A 19,308-nucleotide genomic window follows, 5' to 3' on the forward strand; every position below is an offset into this window, starting at 1 on the left:
TCAGTCCTCGACGAACAGGTTGTCCTCCGACGCGCCGCTGGTGACGGGTATCTGAACCAGGGACAAGACGTGATGCGCCGGGCTGCCCGGCGGTGCCACCAGGACACAGTCGCCGCCCTTTTTGCGGGCACGGTCGCGTGCGGCGGCCAGCGCGCTGACCCCGGCCGATCCCAGGTGGGTGACCGCACTCAAATCGATCGTCAAAGATGCTATGCCCGAACGACTTTCGACCGCAATCTGGCGATCCAGGGTAGAAGCGGTGTGTGAGTCGACCTCGCCGCGCACCACGATGTGGCCGGCGTCGGCGACGAGTGAGATGAATTCGCTGTCCATCGTCCGCTGATGGCTGGCTCTGCCGATCACAGTGTCGGTGACGAAGTGCGCCGGGCGGGTGAGGCGGTGAGTAATCGTGGCGGTGGTGCCGTCGGGGCCGTGGGCGACGTGCGATTCGGTCACCAGCGCATCGGCCATCGCAAGGCCGCGTCCGCGACCCTGCTCCCCGGCGCGGTGGTCCTTCCAGCGACCGTGGTCGCGCACGGTCGCCCGTAGTTTGCCGTCACCGCCCAACTCCGCTTCGACCACCACACCACCGGAAACCTCTGTGCTGTAACCGTGTTCGACCGAGTTCTCCACGAACTCCGAAATTGCGTGCACGATGTCGGAGATGTCAACGGCGTCAGCGCCGATCTCGGCGAGCCAGGTCCGTAACCGGGATCGGATTGCCCGCGCGGCGTGGATAGTGGCATCCGAGGTGATGTGCAGCGGCGGTGTCGGAGCGCGACGCTGTGCCGCGAGTAGCGTGACGTCGTCGCTGTAACCGGTTGAGCGCAATAGCAATTCGAGCGTCTCCGAGCAGAGGCGGTCGATGCGTCGGGTGGGCGAATCGATCACGAAGCCGCCGGTGCCGGCCGAGATGCTGGCTGCCAACTCGGCAAATTCTGTGGTGCTCGCGCCCAGCGGTCGTCCCGGGCGTTCGATCAGGCCGTCGCTGTAGAGCAGGACGGTGTCGCCGATGTCGAGAACCTCGCGGCGCACCGGGTAACCGGTTCCGCTCCCGACCGGGCCGCCGCCGGAGGGTTCTACATACCGTGACTCGGCGGTGGCCGTCACCACCAACGGCGGTGGGTGTCCGGCCGTGCAGTAGAGCAATTCGCCGGTGCTGAAGTTCAGTGAGGCGATACAGATGGTCGCCGACTTCGATCCAGTCACCTGCTCGTGGAAGCGGTCGACCGCCTCGAGGGCCTCGCTGATCGTCTGCCCTGCCGTGATCTGCATCCGCAGGGCGGTGCGCAGCTGTGACATCACCGCCGCGGCTTCGACACCGTGACCCACCACGTCGCCGACGACGAGCACCAGGCTGTCCCCGAGAGGAATTGCATCGAACCAGTCGCCGCCGGCAGCGGTGTCCTCGGCCGCGACGAGATACTCAGCGGCGACGTCGGCGCCGGGAACGATCGGGACCGTGGCAGCCAACAGGGCCTGCTGCATGACGGTCGCGGAATCGCGAACGTTGCGGTAGCGCTCCGACAGTTCCTCGACGCGTGCTTCGGCGGCCAGTCGCGTCTTCACTCGGTTGGTGACGTCGTCGAAGACGATTTGCACGCCCTCGATGGACCGGTCGGCAGCACGTCGTGACGTCACCAGAAAATCGAAGTAACGTTCCTCGACCCCGGTGCCTTGCAAGTCGATCTGCAGGCGCCACTCGGACCCGGTCTGTGGCTCGCCGGTTTCGTACACCCGGTCGAACATCTCGTAGATCAGCTGGCCCACCAGCTCCGGGTAGACCTCCCGGGCGGTCTTGCCGACGGTGTTGAGCTGCGGATTGAAGGCACGGAAGGCCGCGTTGACCGCGATGAACCGGTGGTCGGGACCCTGTAGGCCGACCACCATGGCGGGGACGTTCTCGAAGGTGCGCCGGACGTCCTCGGCCGCGCCCACCGTGTTATCCCAGTCCATTTCGGCGACCATTCTGGCCGTACCTCCCGCGGACCGCTGTAGTAAACAAGTCGGTGCCTTGACGTGGCCGTCAAGCAACACTAACTAGATTAGCAATCCGCGGGAGAAGCTGAACGCACTAAATTACGCCGGTATAGAAGCGTGACCAGGCCAGTGGCGATCGCAAGGCCGGCGTAGCCGGTCGCAGCGGTTCGACACCATTAGGCCAGTGGCGATCGCAAGGCCGGCGTCGCCGGTCGCAGCGGGTCGACACCATCAGGCCAGTGGCGATCGCAAGGCCGGCGTAGCCGGTCGCAGCGGGTCGACACCATCAGGCCAGTGGCGATCGCAAGGCCGGCGCAGCCGGTCGCAGCGGGTCGGTACTAGGCCGCGAGCGCGGATTCAGTCGTCGGGTGGACGTGCAGCACGGTATCGAAGTTGCACGCACCGACGATGCGGGCGACGCCGGGGTCGGCACTGACCACGTGCAGCGCGACACCCCGACGGCGGCTCCGCTCGGCCTCGTTGGCCAGCACCGTGAATGCGCAGCAGCCCATAAAGTCCAGGCCACTGACGTCGACGATGATCGATCCGGGATTGAGGGCGGCCGCGGCCGCCTCCGAAACGAGGTCACGCCAGACAACCTCGTTCGAGGCGTCGATCTCCCCGAATGCGCGGACGAGCACTGCCGAACCGCGACGGACGGTGGTCGCCCGCAACGTCCCGGTCGGCTCATGGAGTTCGGCAACCAGTTGGCTGCTCAACGGTACCGGGATGGAAAACGACTCTGCTGGACCCAAATTCATGAAGATTCCCCCGATTCGGTAGCGCCGGGCGAACCCCCCCGGGTGCCCCGTATGCGCCAAAAAGACGAACGTATGCCTTTTGTATAGCAGATATACAAGCCTCGCCTGGGCGAAATGAAGAGATCCGCTGAGGTTCAGGCAGAGATCGGTTGCTATGCCGATTTGGCAGCCGGTCGGGAGATAATCATCAGCTGCATCAGGTTGCCGCCCATGATCTTTTCGACGTCTTCCTGGTCGAAATCAGCCAGCTCGTCGACAAAGGTGATCGGGTCCTTCAACCCTTGAGGCCTCTCCTGGACACTTCGTCAGAAGGTTAATCTCTTGGGCTGGTAACGAAATTACCACTTTCAGCCCTCGGCGGCGGAAGCATTCTGATCGTTCGGGCGGTCGATGATGGCGAAGTTCACGGTCGCGATCGCAGCGAGGTCGGTGTCGCTGTCGCCGTAGATGTCGATCTGCATCACCAAGGAGCGACGCCCGGCGCGCAACACTTTCGGCACGGCCAACGCGGAGCCCTGCCTGATGGGCCGCAGGTAGCGGATCGCCAGGTCGGACGTCGTCATCGCGGTGCCGGGTTTCAGATACTCCAGCCCCAGCTGCCCCCCGGCCACATCGGCGAGCGTGGCGATCAGACCGCCCTGCAGGGCGCCGGAGGTATTCACCACCTGCGGGCTGACCGGCATGGTCATCGCGAATTCACCATCTGACCGGCCGTTATGAAAGCTGGCCGGCCGCAGGCCGATTTGCGCGAAAAGCTCGGCCAGTGAGGGGTCGGATGCGTCGGCGTCGGTGTCGCGGATCCCGAGGGCCCGGCTGCAGAAGTCGTACAGCTGGCCGGCGTCTACCGGGGTGCCGTTCAGCTCGGCGCCCAGCCAGCGCAATCGCTGCGCTCCGATGACCGTCTGCATCACGATCGCCGCGGCCGCTCCGACATCGAGTCCGGCGTCGAAGAGACCCTCCGTTATGCCCTGCCCGACGATGTCGCGGATCAGTCGGTGCAGGGGAGACAACACCCGGGCGTACTCGCGAGGCCGGGTCTCGGCCAGGTGCTGGTTGTAGAGGCTGAGTGCGCGGTTCAGGCTGTCCTGCGTGGTGGATTCCGGTTGGGCGCTGATGCGGTCGAGCACCAGCTTGAGGGCCGCGGTGCTGTCGAGGCCGTTAGTTTCCTCCCGCCATATCTGGGCGGCTTGCGCCATGGTTCTGTCGAACAGCGCAAGTAGCAGTTCGTCCTTGCTACTGAAGTGCTGATAGAACGCGCGTAGTGAGGTTTTGGACCGGGCGACGACTTCCTGCACGGTGAAGTCGGTGCGTCCAGTCTCGCCGAGGATTTCCACCGCGGTTTTGATGAACCGGTCGGCACGGGTGACTTCAACCTGCTCGTTGGGGCCGACCATGGGCGGATTCTCCTCTGCGAGAGCGCTGCGGCAAAGCTTTGAGAATGAGGTTACCGCGCTAGGCCGACGGGACGATCACACGTCCCGGGATTGACGCAGCACTGCAACGTCGGCGGCGATCAGCTGATCGATCCGGTCCCTGAGTAGCTGCCGAGTCATCGGTTTGGCAGATTCGTAGCCCGCGGCATAGAGGTAGTCGCCGTCGTCGGCTACTTGCACCCACACCACCGCGTCCTTCTCCTGATCGACACCCCAATCCCGGGCGGGCCGCCAATGACTCTGCACCGTCGCGTACGCCCGTACCTCGGCTTTGGGCACCGAGACCGGCGGTGTCGACTCAGGGTGCTCGTCGGCGCCGCCGCGCAGGGAGAGCGGTACGTACTCCGGGATCACGACGGCGTCGCGGGTACCCGGATTCGTCAACTCCACCGAAGCGGCGATCGCGGGGCCCAGATCGTAAGGCGACAGGGTGAAGATCTCGACGACGTCGTCGGGTCGCTGAATCGCCAGGAATCCGAGTTGGTCGCAGCGGTGCGCGAGCATCCGCTCGGACGGGGTGTCGCCGCCGACGAACTGCACGCGGCATTCCACCCGCAAGTCTGCGTCGGAAAAGGTAGCGAACCACTTCTTGAAGACCATCAGATCGCCGTGATTGAACCGATCGGGTACGGAGGTGGCGTGGGCGGTGTACTCGTCGAAGTAGGTGAACCGGTTGGGCAACGTGGGAACCAGTGGGAACGGCAGAAATTCGCGGCCCAGAAATTCGTTGATGATGTTCAGGTCCAACAGGTCGATGCGGCCGAGTCGCTTCAAATCCACTGTGGTCGTGGGCATTGGGGCGCTACGAATTACGGTCGGTGGGATTTGGCCGGCGGGGTTCCTCGCCGATCACTGAGGTGACGGCGTCGGCCTCGTCCATCAGTTCTTCACCGTTCTTCGCCACCCGCAAGGCCTTAATCGGCTTGTGCGTCTTGTCGCCGGCGGCTCCGCGGTGCCCTGCGGCCGGTGCACCGGCGCCTCCTGAGGCACCGGCACCGCTTACTCCGGCGCGGGAAGCCGCCGCCGCGGCGCTCGCCACCTTGGCCGCCTGCCCTCCGGTGCCGGCCAGCTTCGCCGGGGTTTTGACGGCCGCCGGATCCCGCCCGCCTCGTCCACCTGTGCCGCTGCCGGTCTTGGACGCGCCTTGCAAGCCTTTCGGGCCGAGTCCCAGCACGCCCTCGGGTAGGCCGCTGCCCTTCTGGGCTCCGGCCAGAGCGTCCAGCGCTTTCTGTCCCGCGTTGCCGGCCTGGCTCCCGGCTTTCTGAGCCTGGTCGCCGGCCTGTTTGGCCGCGTCAGCCGCGCCGTTCGCTGCATCGGTGGGCATCGACGGCATCGACGGCGCCTTGGACGAATCCGCCTGCGTCGCGTCCGGCATCGTGGGAATTCCGGAGCTCAGTCCATTCATCGGCAGTCTGACCGGGCTGCCGCCTCCCGGACCGCCGGGCAATCCACTGCCCGGACGGGCCGGACCGGGCGAACCTACGCCGGGGAGGGCGCTGGAAATGCTGGGATGGCTTGACGCGATCGTGTCGATCGGCGGACGGTACTGCGCCATGATCGGGCCGACCAGCGCGTTCAGCTGATTCAGTGTCTCCTTGTTGTTGGGCTCGTCTGGGTCCAGCATTGCCTGTCGGTACAGCTCCCAATTTTTTGCGAAGTTTCCCTTGGTCGTGGCGAGATCGTTGAAGAAAGCCTCGATGAGGGTCTCCATGGTTCGCGCGTGGGTGCTCAGATCGTCGAGCACGGCGAAAGATTGCTCCAGGTTGGCGCGGAGTGCCTTGCCGAATTCCCCTTCGATTCCCCCGTCGAGCGTCTTCAGCCCGCGTTTGAGCCGGTCCCGAATTCCGTTGATCGTCGAATCCCAGCCGGTGTTGCCGGGACCACTCTCGGTGACGTCCTGGGTGGCCTTGTACCCGTCGAAGTACGTGGGAATCGGGTCGTGCGGAACGGATTTCGAGGCCTTGGAGTGAAGGCCTCTGAGCTTGTCCAGGTCGTTCTGTGGCGCGGCCACGGTTCTGTCGACGGGTGTTCCGGGTGGGGGACCGGGGATGTTCGCAGGTGGTGACGCTAAGGAGTTCGGCGAGGGCAAGTTGGGCGCGCCGGCCGGCGCGTTGACCAGTTGGCCGCTGGGTGTGAACGAACCTGGAGGAGCGAGTTGACGCAACGCTTGAAATGCCGAGTCGCCCACTTCGGCCTGTGGAGCGTGTGGTCGTTGCAGGAAAGACTGCAGGCCCTGCGCAAACAGAGCGTCTTTCGCGTCGGCCGGATACAGCGGATCCCACCCGGGATGGGCTTGACGGATCGCGTCGATTGCGGCTTGTAAGTCTTCGTAGGTGGCCATAGGTAATCGCCTGCGCAATGTCGCAACTAGCTGGGCGGAGTGTCCAGAGCCTGGATGTTCTTGCGACCGGCGTCAGCGGTGGCATGGACCGCATTGAGGTACTTGTTGAATCCCTGCAGCGCGGTCACGAATTCGAGGACATCCTCCTGCAGGTGACTGCGGGTGGCAGTGGCCGACTCGAACGTCCCGACGCTTGCGCTCGAGAGAAACGCATGAAGACCCTCGGCGCCGTTGAGTTGAGCCTTCAAGTCGTCCTGAGCCCGGTCGATCTCCCCTAAGAAAGCCGTCACCAGGGCGTCATTCAAATGAAGTTGAGTGGCATTGGCCGAACGCCAACCACTCATCTGTGTTGTCAAGTCGCCGAGACCGCGACCGTCGTCCCCCATAAATGTCAGCGTAAGCCATCCCCGTCGGCAATTCCGCGGCAAATCGGACCGCCACCTGCAGGTCACTGCTTATGGCTAGCCTGGTCGACGAGTGGGGGAGGTGTCAGCGTTGTCGGGTACGGGTCGCAGATGGTCGTGGGTCGCAGCGGCAGCCTTGATCGTGACGGTGCTGGCCGGTGCCGGGATCTGGGTGTACCGATCGAAAGCGGCAGACATCCCGGGTGGCCAGGGGTCGGCTGAGCATTCTGCGCCGCCGAACGGTACGCCACAGGATCCGTTGATTTCGTTTGCGTTGGGTCGCCGGCCGGTGGCGGGCTGGCAGGTCAAAGGCACCGACCTGGGCCTGCCCGACTACGCGCCCCTCGGCGAGCTGTTTGCCAACACCGGGGACAAGGCGTATTTCCTGTCGCAGTTCGTCGACCTGCACTGCGCCGGCAACTGCAGACCCCAGGCCGCCTGGGTCTACGGCGTTGACACGAGTACCGGTGCCCGGTTGTTCGATCCCGTACCGCTGCCCAACTTCCGCTTCGCCGTCACGTGTTTCGGCAACGGTCCGGCGGTAGCGGTGTGCCTGAAGGCGGACCAGCCGCTGACGGCGTGGGTGATCGACCTCGGTAAAGGGACATTGACCTATACCGGGCCGACCGACATTGCCTACAGCGCGCGCGGCGAGCAACCTGAAGCGCACCCGATCGGCACTCGCGCCGGACAGAGTCGGTTGCTCGCGACGGTGCGCGGCCAGGGTGTCTACGGGGTCGGCTCGCACGCCGAGCGCACCTGGTTCGTCCCGGGCAATGGGTTCGCAATGCCGAGTGACGATCTGGTCGCCGACGACATGCCGGCGCCCATGATCGCGGTGTCGCCCGGTCGCGGCAACGAACCCGACCGAGTGTTTTCCGTCGTCGACGGCAAGGAGTTGACTCCCGCTGCGCCCGCGGGCACCGCGCTGAGCCGCGCCGTCGTGTACAACGGCGGCTTCGCCTACGTCTATAAAAACTCCGATACCCGGGTGGGTGGAGTGTTGTTCTACGACGTCAAGGGCAAGCTGATCACCGACCATTCGTTCGGCACGGTGTTCGTGAAGTTGCTGAATAGCCCTGCCATGCCGATCATTTCGGCCGATGGCGCCTGGCAGGTGTATTCCGCGGCCGGTAAGCAACTGAGCCAGTTCCAGGCCCCGGAGGTCGCCCCTGATCTGCGCACCATTGACACCAAGCTGTACGTGAACCTCGGCAAACCGAGCGAAAAACGTTGGCAACAATGGGATTTGCTCACCGGGCAGGCCGGCGCCACGTGCACGGGGTGGCAGCTCAAAGGCACCAGCCCGGCCGGCGCCGGTACCTACGTGGCCTCTGACGGGGCCGTGCTGCTGACCGAGACGGAGGAACTCTCCGGACAATTCCAGGCCACTGACGTAGCGACTTGCCAAGTTCTGTGGCAGACCGCTCCTGATGCCAAGCTGTATGTCTGGAAAGTTGGCACCGGGCTACTGCAGACGGACCAGAACAGCAATGTGATGAGCTGGCTAAGACCCTAGTTTCGCCGATCGCTCATCGAGTAGTTCCGGCGCTCAATGTGAGCCCCTGCGCGGCGATTCGGTCCGTGTTATTCGGCGTCAGGTGCCAGTTCTCGGCGTCATCGCCGTAGAAGAAGTGCGCATCTCCGCTGCCAGTGGCGCGGTCGTAGACGACCGCCGCCGCGTTCCACCGCTGCGCGATCGGCAAATTCCCGGCCGCGCGAATGCGGGCCAGCACTTCCTGTAGTCGCTTTTCGGTGTCCTCGGACACCCCGTGTGGGACGGGTTGACCGGCCGTGTAGCGGAATCCGGAACTCTCCGTGAGGCCTCGGCCGATGTAGAGGAAGTACAGGTAGTGGTCCCAGGTGTCATCGCGGCGGATTGGTTGCGTGGCCTTGAAGGGGTATGCGCGTCGATGGGCACGCGCGTCCTCGGCAACCCCGTTGACGTACTCATCGTCGCCGATCAAACGCACCAGTTCGGCCACGTCCGGTGCGTTCGGTCGTGCCCCCGCTCGGTTCTTCTCGCGCTGCAGGGTGAATAGTGGCCGCCCGTCGGCACTTTGGAACGACTCCTTGATGTCGGCAACCGCCGAGTTCAAGTACAGCGAGAGTTCGGCCAACCGCAGGGTGCCGGTCAGTTCATCACCGGCAGCGACCGCGATCGTTTCCCCTTCGGGATTGGTCAGCCCGAAGCGGCTGCGGCCGCCGAAGTCAACCGTTGCGATGTGGAACCCGTCGTATACGTCCGCCGCGGTGCGCGGGCGTACCAGTCGCGGCGGGCGACGCCCGTCGACGCGGCGCATACTCCTGATGTCGTCGCCGAAATCTCCGAAGAAGAAGCGTTCGATGACGAACAGTGACGTGCCGGCGAGTTCGAATTGCTCCTCGCCGAGTCGTTCTGAGCTTGTGACGACGAACCAACCGTCTTGAAACCTGATGAGGAATCGGGTTTCTCCGCCCCGGTTCCAGAACGTCGCGCACCCGTCCTCCGACGACCAGGGTGTCAGGTTGAATCCCGCAGCAGCCGCCCAGTCGATGAGCTCTGCGGAGAACTGGATGTCGCCGCTAATCGAAATCGCCTCCCTCGTCCAGTATCTGGAGTTTCACAAGCTCTTTGACGGGCTTCACGTGGCCCGAACTGTCGATGATTCTGACTTGAATGCCGCCGCCGGGATGTCCGCATCCCGGTGCGATATGGGAGACCTCGATCTTCCATCCGGCCGGGAGCTCTTGCAGCGCAAAGATGCTGAACGGTTCACGCAAAGAATCGACGTGCATCGCGCGTTGTTCCCAGATGGCTGGCTCGCCGCGCTCCATCAAGCCCAGATACTTTCCGGAGTCATTGCCGATGCGGTCCAGCATAGGCCCGTAGTGCTCGACAAACTGCTCGAGCGAGGTGTAGAGCGCCTTTGTGCCGGGCACCGCCCCGTCGTTGCCGGGGAAGTTGACGTATTGCTTGCCATCCGCCGTCAACAGGTCGAATCGCTCCTCGTATTGCGCCTGGGTGTAGGCGTTCCCGTCCGCATCCCGGCCGTACGGCGCGGCTTTGTCCTGCCGCAGGTCCTGGAGTTCGGCCGTGATGTACGTCGGGTCGAGCGGATCGTCGGGATGGCTCCAGTGCGCCGGCAGCGGGTCGCCGTAATGCGGGTCGATGTTGTGTCTGTCTTGAATCTTGAACCAGCCATCGCCCAGCGTCTCCTGACTTCGGGCTGGATCGATGGTCGGACGCAGCGTGCCTTCGGCGATTCGCTGTGATGTCGCCAGCCGCTCCCGGATATCTCGGGTGGATACCCGCTCGAAGATGTCCTGAGCCGAGTTCGCGAACTCCGTTCGCTTGTAATAGATCTGATTTCCATGACGATCGTCGAAGACGTCGTAGTTGACGGTCATGCGCCCGGTTTGCGGATCGAGATCGAGAACGACTTCGACTCGGGCGCCCTCTCGTGCCCAGGTGGCCCACTCGTTTTCCATGGTGCGGTAGGCGGAGCTGTTGAAGTGCGGGTCCTGCCGGAACATGTTGAGCTCGCCCTGATCCAGCATGAAGCGGAAGTCCACGATGCGGCCGCCGACAAGTCCGTCGCCGCTGAGCGCGCTGCGAATCGTCTCGTCGGCGTGGAGCGGTCGGATACCGTCGAAGCTTTCGCGCAGCACGAGATTCACTCGCGTTGTCGCACCACCGGTTTGGATGAACTCGGCCTCGTTGCGCCCGACCGTTCGGGTGATCTCCCGCACATCTCCCGGAAGGTCGACGGTATGGGAGGTGCGTGGCACTTGCACTTCGTGACCGGCGAGTGCGGGATCGGTTGCGCGCAGTACCGCGGGCCCATCTGGGCCCTCAGAGAACAACTTCCACTTCGGGCCCCGATCGCCTAGCGCAGTGCGGTCGTCTCCTCGGGCCACACTCCCTGGTTCTGCTGACTGATCCACACGGCCCGCGACATCGCGACCCTCGACAGGGCGTCCCTCGGCTCGTGAATGTACGTCTGCTTGTTGATGGTCAGCAGGTGGTCCTGCGTGGGTTCCGGCGGGTCTTTGAGGGAGACCGCCGTGATCTGGTAATCGATGGTCTCGGGGTCCTCCCTGATGCGCCGGAGGGTGATCTGCCACTGGTGCGGGTAGATCTGATTTCCCGTCGGCCGGCCGGACCGCTTGGCTGTCGTGTAGGTCCGTGCCACCACGTTGGTCGGCAGGCTGGAATGGGTGGTCACGATCCCGGTCTCCGAGTCGATCACCAGCTTCGACTGACCGATCGCCTTGCCGGTGTTGCTCTCCTCCGGGGAGAGGATCGCCGACCCGACCCACCCCATCTCGAACGGGGTCACCCGGAAGGTGCGGTCGGGGAAGATCTGAGCCAGGTAGGCCTGCGCTTGTTCCGTGGTTTCCAGCGGCACCATGCTGGCCTCCTTGCTGGGGGTTGGGTCCGAAGTGATCGGCTGCGATGGGGGTGGACCATAAGTAGGCGGAATCGTCGACCAGCATCGCTGGCGGGTGGTCGCTGGTGAGGCTGTGCTGGGGGTCCCACCACACCGGGCCGGACGCATCGTGCGGATAGACGACGACCGTCGCGTGCGCACCCTCAAGTACGGGTGTTCCGTCTTGGTGGTACATCGGCTTGCCCGCGCCGTCGCGTGCATGCCATTCGTTGACGACCAGTGCCGAGGAACCGGGTCCCAGCTGTGAAATCTGTTGGTGCAGCGCGGCGAACTGCTCGTGAACCGACAGGCTCTGGTCGGCCAGATGCATGTGGTCTCCGAGCCAGGCTTCGGCTCGGTCCAGGCCGTTCGCCTCCCCGCTCGTCATGTCAATCGTGCCGTCGGGGAGCTGATCGAGGAAACGGGGGACCGCTACGGTCGGTTCGCCATAGAACGACGCGAGTGCCGCCAGCGAGTTGTCCAGGCAGTTGTTGGCGCGCCCGTCTACCGTCGGTCCGCCGTCGTTGACGAGGTCGCCATATGCATTGGTGCGTGGGTCGGCGCCGACCAGATAATCACCGCTTGGATCGCGCAAGGCATCTTCGAGCCGCGTCTGGTGGACGGGATCCTCAAGCGGTGCAAGCTCATCCGGTCCGTAGATGCGGTGGTTTGCGGGATTGTCGAATCCGGTCGGGTCGACGGGGCCCGGGCCGGGCGGCGGCGGGTCGTCACCGCCGGGCGGGTCATCACCGCCGTGCCGATCATTGGAGTCCGGTCGGTGATGCGTCGGGTCGTTGCGTGAATCCTGCCGTCCGCCAACGTGATCCGGCCGGTATGTGGTGTCGGCTACCGACGATCGAGGGTGGCCGGCGTCGGGCACGACGGGGGCGACGACGACAGATGGTGTCGCGTCGGCATCGTGCGGTGTGGATGCGTCGGGGTGAGATCCCGAACCAGGTTGTTCGGCAGGATGTTTGGTGGGTTGTGCCGGGGATTCGGCACCCCCGGCCGTGTGGGCGTGCGCATCCTCGCTGAGTCGGCTTTCGTAACCCACCGGACGCGACCTACGGGTCGGATCGCGCGCCGGTTGGGCGTCCGAAGGCCGGACTTCGCGTGCTGGCAGCGCATCGCGCGGGGGTGTGGCGTCGCGTGTCAGGGAAGCGTCCCGGGATGGCAGAACGTCTCGTGATTGCGCGGCTTCCCTTGCCATTTGGTGGTCGCGCGGCAATGAACTCTCACGCAGCGGCACCTCCGCGTCGCGCACCGGGTGCGGGCCCACGGCGGCATCGGCAACACCGGCGCGGGCGGCCGGAACCTGCGGACTGCCCGTAGAAGGCGATGCGTGTCCCGCCGTCGGAGCGTGGCTCGCTGTCGGGGCCGAGCCCGTCGGGGCGTAGGCAGCGGCATGGTTGCCGGGAGGCGCCGCGACCGACGATGATCCCGTCGTCGGGGCGTCGGTGGTGACGCCAGGATGAGGGCCGGCAAGCGCGGTGGGCGCCACAATGGCGTCGGGCTCGCGAGGCCCGAGATTGAAGGGCAGGTCCACATTGCTCTGTGCTGCAACACCTTCGGGTGAGTGGCCGGCAGCGGTCACGGATGGCTCGACCGGTGGCGTTTGTGAATGCAGGTTCGGCGGTAGCGGTTCCACCAGCGGCGCCCCGGGTCGGTCGCCTGTCAGCGCCGTCATGTCCGAGGTGGCGCCGGTGTGCACGCCGGGACTTCGCATCCCGTCCACACCGCCGAACACCAGACCGGCGCCCATGGCGTCGGCAAAATTCATCTGCCCGGTCATGGCCTGCTGAGCCGCCAATGTCCCGCCCGCATTGCCGACGAACGAGGCGCCGAAATTCTTGGCGCGATTCCCGAGTGCCGAGCCGGCGTCAAAATCGTGGGCGCCGCGAAGGATCGGGCCCATCACCGCGCCTGATATGGCACCGGATTCGACGTCGTTGAGCAACGACCGGGAGTCGAACTCGTGCCGATTGCCCTGCAGTATCTGTTGGCCCTGAATGCCGGCATTCAGAGCGCCGGACATGGCGGCGTTCACCACTGCGCCCTCGAGCGCCCGCATCACGACCTGGGCGATGATGCGTGCGATGGCTTCGGAGGCCACCTTCGATACGGCGGCACGAATGACCTGACTGATGGCCGCTTCGGCCACCGCGACCGCAGCGGCGATTTCCGCCGGAGCCGTCCAGTTGATCCATGCTGTCGCGATCAGCGCAGTGACTGCAGCAGCCAGCAACACCAGGTTCGCGATGAACATTTCCTTCGCGAACTCGATCTCGGTCGCCACGCCGTCGACCGCCTCACCCAACTGGCGGAACTGGCCGGCGATCTGATCGACGGACGACCCGTAGGGCTTGAGCAGTTGATCGAGTTGCTCATGAATTGCGCCGGCGCCGAACCCGGACAGCGTCGTCTGCGTGGCGGTGTCCAGGTCATCTTTGAGCCCGCCCAGCTGATCGGCCAGATGGCGCCACCGATCTGCCTGGCGGCGACACGCAGTCTCGTCACCCTCGGGAAAGGGCTCCCCGATCATGTCGCCGACCCACCGCAGCCAGCCGGGAAGCTCTATCCCCATTTAAAGCCCACTTGTCACGTCCAGCGCTCGGTGATTCCCGGCGGTCGCTAGCCGGCGCCGCCGCCGTCTTGGGCAAGGATGTGGTCGGCCGTTGCGGCCAGAGTCGGTGAGACGCTGTGGATCGCATTCTTCAGACCGCCGGCATTCTCGATCACCTTGGAACGATCGCCGTCGAACTTGCCGGCGAAACTGGAGCCGATTTTGTCGTGGGACCACGGCGAGTCCCCGGCTAGTTCCTGCACGCCGTCCATCAGGGAGCCGAGGGTGGCTCCGAGTTCGTCGAACTGCGTGATCGCCGCTCGCGCGGTCCCGTCGGTGTATTCGAATTCGGCCATGGTGTTCTCCTTAACGCTTTGACCAATGTCGTTGCGAATCAGTCGGTGTCGCGAATAGTCAGTCGCCACTCTTGCGGGTCTGCATCGCCGCGATCGACGCCGGCCTCGTGCCCGAGCTTTTCGGCGAATCCGCGGCGCTCCCGCGAATTCGGCTCCGACAGCGGGACATCGGGCCGAATTGCCTTGAGTTCGTCGGTCTCGTTGAGTGGCTGCCCGCCGAAACGGGCCACCTGTTGCCACAGGCCGGCCTGAAATTCGTCCGTCTTCGCGCGCATTTTCGCCGCGGCCGCCTGCGTGGCTTGTACAACGGCGGCGCCGGCCTCCGCCCCGGTGGCCTCGGCCAGCAACGTCTCGTTGAACTCGACTTGCACCACGACGCCTTGGGCGTTCACCCAGACCTGGACCAGGTCGTCCTTTGACCTCGCTTCCGCCGTCTCGATTGCCATCCGCTGCGCGGACCGCGCTGCCGCGCCTTGAAACTCCTGCAAGTTGGCCAACAACTGATCCAGGCCGAGTCCCTCGGAATTTGCGCCCTCGAAAAGGCCGCCGAGATCGCCCACCGATTCCCCCACATGAAGATTCCGCTCAAAAACGATCTGCTGTCGTTGTGTCGTCATTTTACGGTGCGTTCGGGCATCAATTTCGGGAACCGCGGGGGCGTCCGCGGCGACGCGGCACAACTTGGTAGCCGCCGCGTTCGGCGAGGGCCCGCAAGCGGCGCAACGCGAATTCACGCGCACGTCCGGATTCGGGGATCACCACGCCCGCCCACAGGCCTTCCACGCCAGTGATGTGGTAGGCCTCGCTGGCGCACAGCCAACGGCGCGGGCAGGACATACACAGCGCCTTGGCTTCTTCGTCAGGCTCACTGGTCGTCCAACGATCGGGATCCGCGGTGCACACCGGAACGTACTCGTTTAGCGGCGTGGACAACGGGATTACCGCTGCAGTCATCGCTTTCCTCCTGGTTCTGGCGCTTGTACGCCGTCGATGCGACGACATAACCACAAATCTAGCATCGGTGCAACATATAAACCGTAGCAGCTACAACTTTGTCTAACTTGGATCGTTGTTGGGCACATGTACTACAGTTGATCTGTGGCAGATGTTCTGTCCGGATTATTGCGAAGTTGCCGAGGGTCGCGTGAGGAAAACGGCATATTGGCTGTTCGGGGCGATGTCAGGACAGTTGGGTATGCCAGAGCCGGGATGTCAGCCGCGGATATGTAGCGGGAAAGATGTAGCATCTACCCACGCAATGCCGGAGATTATGGTGTGGCGGCTGCCACGCCGGGGAGAAGCGCAGTGACGTCTGACCATGGCGTGTCGATATCGCCACCGGCCCTCGTGGTCCGCCTCGGCAATGAAACCCACACTCTTGACCCGACTGCGGGTGTCGCCGTCATCGGCAGAGACGCCTCCGCCACGGTTCGGCTTCCTGACGAGCGCGTTTCCCGCTGGCACGTGCGGCTCGAGCCTCATCGCGAAGGCTGGCAGGCCATCGATACCAGCACCAACGGCATGTACGTCGACGGTGTGCGGCGTAGCTCGGTGCTGGTCTCCGGGGTTACCACCGTCCACCTGGCCAACCCGGAAGGATTTCCCATCACGCTCACGCCCAATGCAGCGTCAGATGTGGATGCCACCGGCGTAATCGACCTGCCAGAGCCCGATGAGGACGAATGGTGGGACGCCGACGTCGACCCGGGGGTCGCACGTGCCGGTCATGCCGTGGCCGCGCGTCGCAGCGAGCTCGAAATCACCCAGCGCGGCCTGGCGAAGGACAAGGTCATCAATGCCGGCACTCTCATCGCGTTCGAGAAAGGGCGCAGCTGGCCGCGCCGCGGCACCCTGTCCAAACTCGAAAGGGCGTTGAACTGGTCACCGGGCACCATCGCGCGCATCCGTAGCGGGTCGGCTGTCGCCCCGATAACCGCCCCCGCCACAGCGCCCAGTCAGATCCCTGTCATCGATGACGCCACTGAGGTGTTGACCGACACCGTCCGGGCGCCGCTGATGGCCGAGGCCGTAGAACTGGCGATGCACAGCATCGCCGCTGCTGTATCGGAACTGCCCGAACCCACCGACCCGGCCTTCACGCCGAAAGTCACCAGGCTGCTGGCCGACCTACGCAAGCTGGAAAACGTCGCGGCGAGCGCTGCCCGCAACGCAAAGGGCACTCCATCGATCGTGCTGGCGTTGAGCAGCGTTCGCCGCACTTACAACGACGTGCGGGCCCGGGCCGCCCGATCACCCAACGCGACGCTGGGGCAGCGACTGTACGGAGCGCGACACCGCGCCGAACTCAGCCTCGAAGAGGCGGCCGCCGCGGTGGGTCTACCCGCGCCGCTCCTGGCCGATGCCGAGGCCGAGCGTCCCATTCCCGACGACGTCGCCGCCGCGATAACGACACTGATCGGGCAGCTCTCCGTCAGTTAGACGTCCGGTACTCGGGGTCGCTCACCACGGTCTGCTGCGCCGTCGGCGTCCCCACGGGGGCCTGGCTGTGACCGACATTGGGCAGCCCCGGGTGGCCAGGGTGAGCTCCGAAGGCGTGTCCGGAGGAGGGAGCGGACGCAGGGTCGCCGACGAACTCCGCGTAGCTGGCCTCCTGCGGCGCCGCCGCCCGCCGCGGCTCGGGTGCTTGGACTTGTGAGATCTGCTGGGCCTGCGCGGTGGCGCTTTCGTACCCGGCTTCGGGCTCGCCTCCCGGCGTGTACTGGCCGTAGTACTGTGCCGCGGCCTGCGCGTACTGCTCTGCATAGGCCGCGTACCAGGCCTGTTGTTCTTCGGTGGCACTCGGCTGGTTCAGCAGTGCAAAGATGGCGGCACCCGCCTGCAGGCCATTGAGGACCACCAGAACCCACAGCGCCCAGCCCGGTTCCACGCCGTCGGGGACGACGATCACCCGCGACAGAGCGTCCAAGAACCCGATCGCGGCCAGCGTCGCAAACACTTTGGGGACAGGCGTCTGCCGCGGCAGCAGCCCGAACGCCGCAAGCAGGCCCGCCAGCACGGCGAACCGCACGTCCCAATCGATCCCGCTGGCGCCGAGCTTCGGCCCGAAGCTGACCAGGTAGGAGCCCAAGCCCAGCAGCACCACCGCCAGCGTCAGATGCCGAGACGACAGTTTGGCTCCGCTTTCCGGCTCGGCGACCCACTGCGAATAGTCGCCGTACCCGCCGGATTGTTCGGCCGGGTAGTAACCCGAGCTGCCCGGATAAGACATGATCACTCCTTCAATGAGGCTTTGAGGTAGCGCATCTCGTCGTCGGTGGCGACCATGGTGACTACCGAGGAACCGGTTCGCGTGCTCACCTTGACCGTGTCGGCGTCGACGTTCAGCGATTCCAGTGCGACGTCGGCGTTGGCAGTGACCGCCGATTGGGGCGGGACCACCACGATCGCGGTGACCCCGACCCGCACCGACTGCTCGGACACCCCGTCGAACATCTCCACGGAGTAGTTGCGGTCGGCTCCCGCCTGCATTGCGCCGCGGTTGAAGTCGGCGACCCACAACAGGTCGTGGTCATCGACCTCGTCGACCATGGTGCGCCACTTCGTCGGCCGCCGACTGTGCACGAGAACGTGTGCGCCCAACGCCAGCGACCGGAGCACGACCTGCTGAGCCAGGTGCAGCGTCCCGGCGATTTCCACCCGGCGGACCGAAGGACCGAAGAGCGACAACGCAACTGCTCGACCGTGGTCGTCTGCTCCGATCACCTGGCCGCAGCCGGACGCCGGCACGTGCAGATGCTCGAAGTCCGCGCTGTTGGCCGGCTGAGTCGCTGTTCCCTTTGAGTAGGCCCACTTTTGGACCTGCCGCGGCGGCGGCGGGACCGGCAGGCTGGCCGCCAGCGCCGAATATTGCTGCCCCCGTAGATGCGTCAACCCGCGCAGATGTATCCGCGCTCGACCGTGGGTGTCGAAGCGGGCCAATCCGCGGATCTGCACCGGTCCGCGCGGATCGTCGCGGCGCAACGACAGGCACATGGTGGTCGAGTAGCTCGGAACGGTCCAGAGCAACCCCAGGCCCGCGGTGGTCAACATGCGCGGTTTTATGGCGAAGCTACGCAACCGGAAACGGCCTTCCCGGCACGTTCGCCAGGTTTCCTCGACGGTGGCCAGATCCACGCCGTCGGTCAGTTGATTGGTGGCCTGACCGATCTCCTCGGCCGTCAGCACCCGGGTGCGCAGTCCGCCCTCGGTCAGCCGGTTGGCCACCCGGCGGGTCGCGGTGGCGGCCGCACGCAGAATTCCGTTCCGGCCGCCGCCGCGGCGGCGCACCGCTGCCGCGCATCGAGACGGGTCGAAACGAACGGCGATCCACACATTGCGTTGGGCGATGGCGGGCAACGGGCCCAGAACGGCGTCGTACACCGCCGCCACTTGACTGTGTCCCTGAGATCGGGCGCCCTGGCTGAGCACATCAATCGAATCCAGCGTGATGTCGAACTGTTGCAGGCATTCAACCAGGGCCTGCACCGGTACGGTTTCGCCCGATACCGTCGTGCCGGGCTCCATGATCGTCATGGCTTGCGGATTCTCTTCGATCTGCAGCAGCGACATCAATGTGCTTCCGTCCCACCGGAAACCGATCAGCCCGCCCTCGGCGGTGGACACATCGAAGGGTTTGGCCGGGTTGGTTTTCTTGGCGCGCCTTCTGCGTTGGCGCCAGAAGCCCGTGCGCAGCCCGACCAAGCGCGGCAGTGTCGTCCCACGAAACCGAACGACCAGGACCAGCGCCACCGCGAACCCGACCACGCTGCCCTGCCAGCCGGGGAATCCGAGGATCGGCGCGATGACCGTTCCGGCCGCGACGAGCAGTTGCAGAACGAGCAGGTCGACCAGCGGCAGCAGGCGCTGCGCGCCGATGTCGGTCGTCGACCGCAGTTCGTTCGGCTCCGATGCTGCGCCCCGGTTCGGGGACGGAGCTAGAGGGCTCGGCAGGGGGCTGGGCACAGTCCGATTCCATCACAACGGGGACAGCTAATTGGTGCGCCTTTTGTCTGTGACGCCGTTATACGCTACCGAGGCTCGGTGCTTACCCGACGCTGA

The 19,308-nt window shown here is 65.1% G+C and carries 15 protein-coding genes and 1 pseudogene; 2 read left to right on the forward strand and 14 right to left on the reverse strand.

The window, feature by feature from the left end; genetic code table 11:
• The 7 genes and pseudogenes from ACZY1I_RS31335 to ACZY1I_RS31365 all read right to left on the reverse strand — a co-directional run bounded on the left by ACZY1I_RS31335 (nucleotide 1) and on the right by ACZY1I_RS31365 (nucleotide 6,901).
• Nucleotides 1-1,968, reverse strand: coding sequence for a SpoIIE family protein phosphatase (locus ACZY1I_RS31335; protein WP_463761470.1), 1,968 nt, complete (start codon nucleotides 1,966-1,968; stop codon nucleotides 1-3).
• 350 nt (nucleotides 1,969-2,318) lie between these two features.
• Nucleotides 2,319-2,741, reverse strand: a complete 423-nt coding sequence (locus tag ACZY1I_RS31340) for an anti-sigma factor antagonist (protein ID WP_463761471.1) — start codon at nucleotides 2,739-2,741, stop codon at nucleotides 2,319-2,321.
• A gap of 152 nt (nucleotides 2,742-2,893) precedes the next feature.
• Nucleotides 2,894-3,028 (reverse strand): annotated as a pseudogene (locus tag ACZY1I_RS31345) (amidohydrolase family protein); the annotation flags it as partial.
• A gap of 60 nt (nucleotides 3,029-3,088) precedes the next feature.
• A complete protein-coding gene (locus ACZY1I_RS31350) occupies nucleotides 3,089-4,135 on the reverse strand; it encodes a hotdog fold thioesterase (RefSeq protein WP_463761472.1) in 1,047 nt (348 codons plus the stop codon).
• A 75-nt stretch (nucleotides 4,136-4,210) separates the two neighbouring features.
• Complete coding sequence (locus tag ACZY1I_RS31355; RefSeq protein WP_463761473.1) at nucleotides 4,211-4,969, reverse strand: ESX secretion-associated protein EspG; 759 nt, start codon at nucleotides 4,967-4,969, stop codon at nucleotides 4,211-4,213.
• 7 nt (nucleotides 4,970-4,976) lie between these two features.
• Nucleotides 4,977-6,515 (reverse strand): hypothetical protein, encoded by a 1,539-nt coding sequence (locus tag ACZY1I_RS31360; RefSeq protein WP_463761474.1) that lies wholly within the window; start codon nucleotides 6,513-6,515, stop codon nucleotides 4,977-4,979.
• Between the two features lie 26 nt (nucleotides 6,516-6,541).
• Nucleotides 6,542-6,901, reverse strand: a complete 360-nt coding sequence (locus ACZY1I_RS31365) for a hypothetical protein (protein ID WP_463761475.1) — start codon at nucleotides 6,899-6,901, stop codon at nucleotides 6,542-6,544.
• 91 nt (nucleotides 6,902-6,992) lie between these two features.
• Here ACZY1I_RS31365 and ACZY1I_RS31370 point away from each other — a divergent pair, with 91 nt between their 5' ends.
• Nucleotides 6,993-8,438, forward strand: coding sequence for a hypothetical protein (locus ACZY1I_RS31370; RefSeq protein ID WP_463761476.1), 1,446 nt, complete (start codon nucleotides 6,993-6,995; stop codon nucleotides 8,436-8,438).
• Nucleotides 8,439-8,451: 13 nt separating this feature from the next.
• On the opposite strand, the gene ACZY1I_RS31375 is transcribed toward ACZY1I_RS31370, so the two are convergent.
• The 5 genes from ACZY1I_RS31375 to ACZY1I_RS31395 are packed head-to-tail and all read right to left on the reverse strand — an operon-like array spanning nucleotide 8,452 to nucleotide 15,204.
• The gene (locus ACZY1I_RS31375; protein ID WP_463761535.1) at nucleotides 8,452-9,495 is read right to left on the reverse strand and encodes an Imm61 family immunity protein; all 1,044 of its coding nucleotides are present in this window, start codon (nucleotides 9,493-9,495) and stop codon (nucleotides 8,452-8,454) included.
• On the reverse strand, nucleotides 9,485-13,915 hold the full coding sequence (locus tag ACZY1I_RS31380; RefSeq protein WP_463761477.1) for a toxin glutamine deamidase domain-containing protein: 4,431 nt from the start codon (nucleotides 13,913-13,915) through the stop codon (nucleotides 9,485-9,487). Before ACZY1I_RS31380 ends, ACZY1I_RS31375 begins: the two co-directional genes overlap by 11 nt.
• Before the next feature lie 47 nt (nucleotides 13,916-13,962).
• Nucleotides 13,963-14,250 carry a hypothetical protein gene (locus tag ACZY1I_RS31385; RefSeq protein ID WP_463761479.1) on the reverse strand — a complete coding sequence of 96 codons (288 nt, stop codon included), beginning with the start codon at nucleotides 14,248-14,250 and terminating at the stop codon, nucleotides 13,963-13,965.
• Between the two features lie 38 nt (nucleotides 14,251-14,288).
• Nucleotides 14,289-14,867: a YbaB/EbfC family nucleoid-associated protein gene (locus tag ACZY1I_RS31390; RefSeq protein ID WP_463761481.1), complete on the reverse strand. Its 579-nt coding sequence runs from the start codon at nucleotides 14,865-14,867 to the stop codon at nucleotides 14,289-14,291.
• A 19-nt stretch (nucleotides 14,868-14,886) separates the two neighbouring features.
• Nucleotides 14,887-15,204: a WhiB family transcriptional regulator gene (locus ACZY1I_RS31395; RefSeq protein ID WP_463761482.1), complete on the reverse strand. Its 318-nt coding sequence runs from the start codon at nucleotides 15,202-15,204 to the stop codon at nucleotides 14,887-14,889.
• Nucleotides 15,205-15,555: 351 nt separating this feature from the next.
• Here ACZY1I_RS31395 and ACZY1I_RS31400 point away from each other — a divergent pair, with 351 nt between their 5' ends.
• Nucleotides 15,556-16,689 (forward strand): FHA domain-containing protein, encoded by a 1,134-nt coding sequence (locus tag ACZY1I_RS31400; protein ID WP_463761484.1) that lies wholly within the window; start codon nucleotides 15,556-15,558, stop codon nucleotides 16,687-16,689.
• Here the strand turns inward: ACZY1I_RS31400 and ACZY1I_RS31405 are convergent.
• The gene (locus ACZY1I_RS31405; RefSeq protein WP_463761485.1) at nucleotides 16,682-17,479 is read right to left on the reverse strand and encodes a DUF5336 domain-containing protein; all 798 of its coding nucleotides are present in this window, start codon (nucleotides 17,477-17,479) and stop codon (nucleotides 16,682-16,684) included. The genes ACZY1I_RS31400 and ACZY1I_RS31405 overlap by 8 nt on opposite strands.
• A 2-nt stretch (nucleotides 17,480-17,481) precedes the next feature.
• The gene (gene eccE / locus ACZY1I_RS31410; RefSeq protein WP_463761487.1) at nucleotides 17,482-19,212 is read right to left on the reverse strand and encodes a type VII secretion protein EccE; all 1,731 of its coding nucleotides are present in this window, start codon (nucleotides 19,210-19,212) and stop codon (nucleotides 17,482-17,484) included.
• Between the last annotated feature and the right edge of the window lie 96 nt (nucleotides 19,213-19,308).

This window comes from Mycobacterium sp. IDUB_37, from assembly GCF_055419245.1.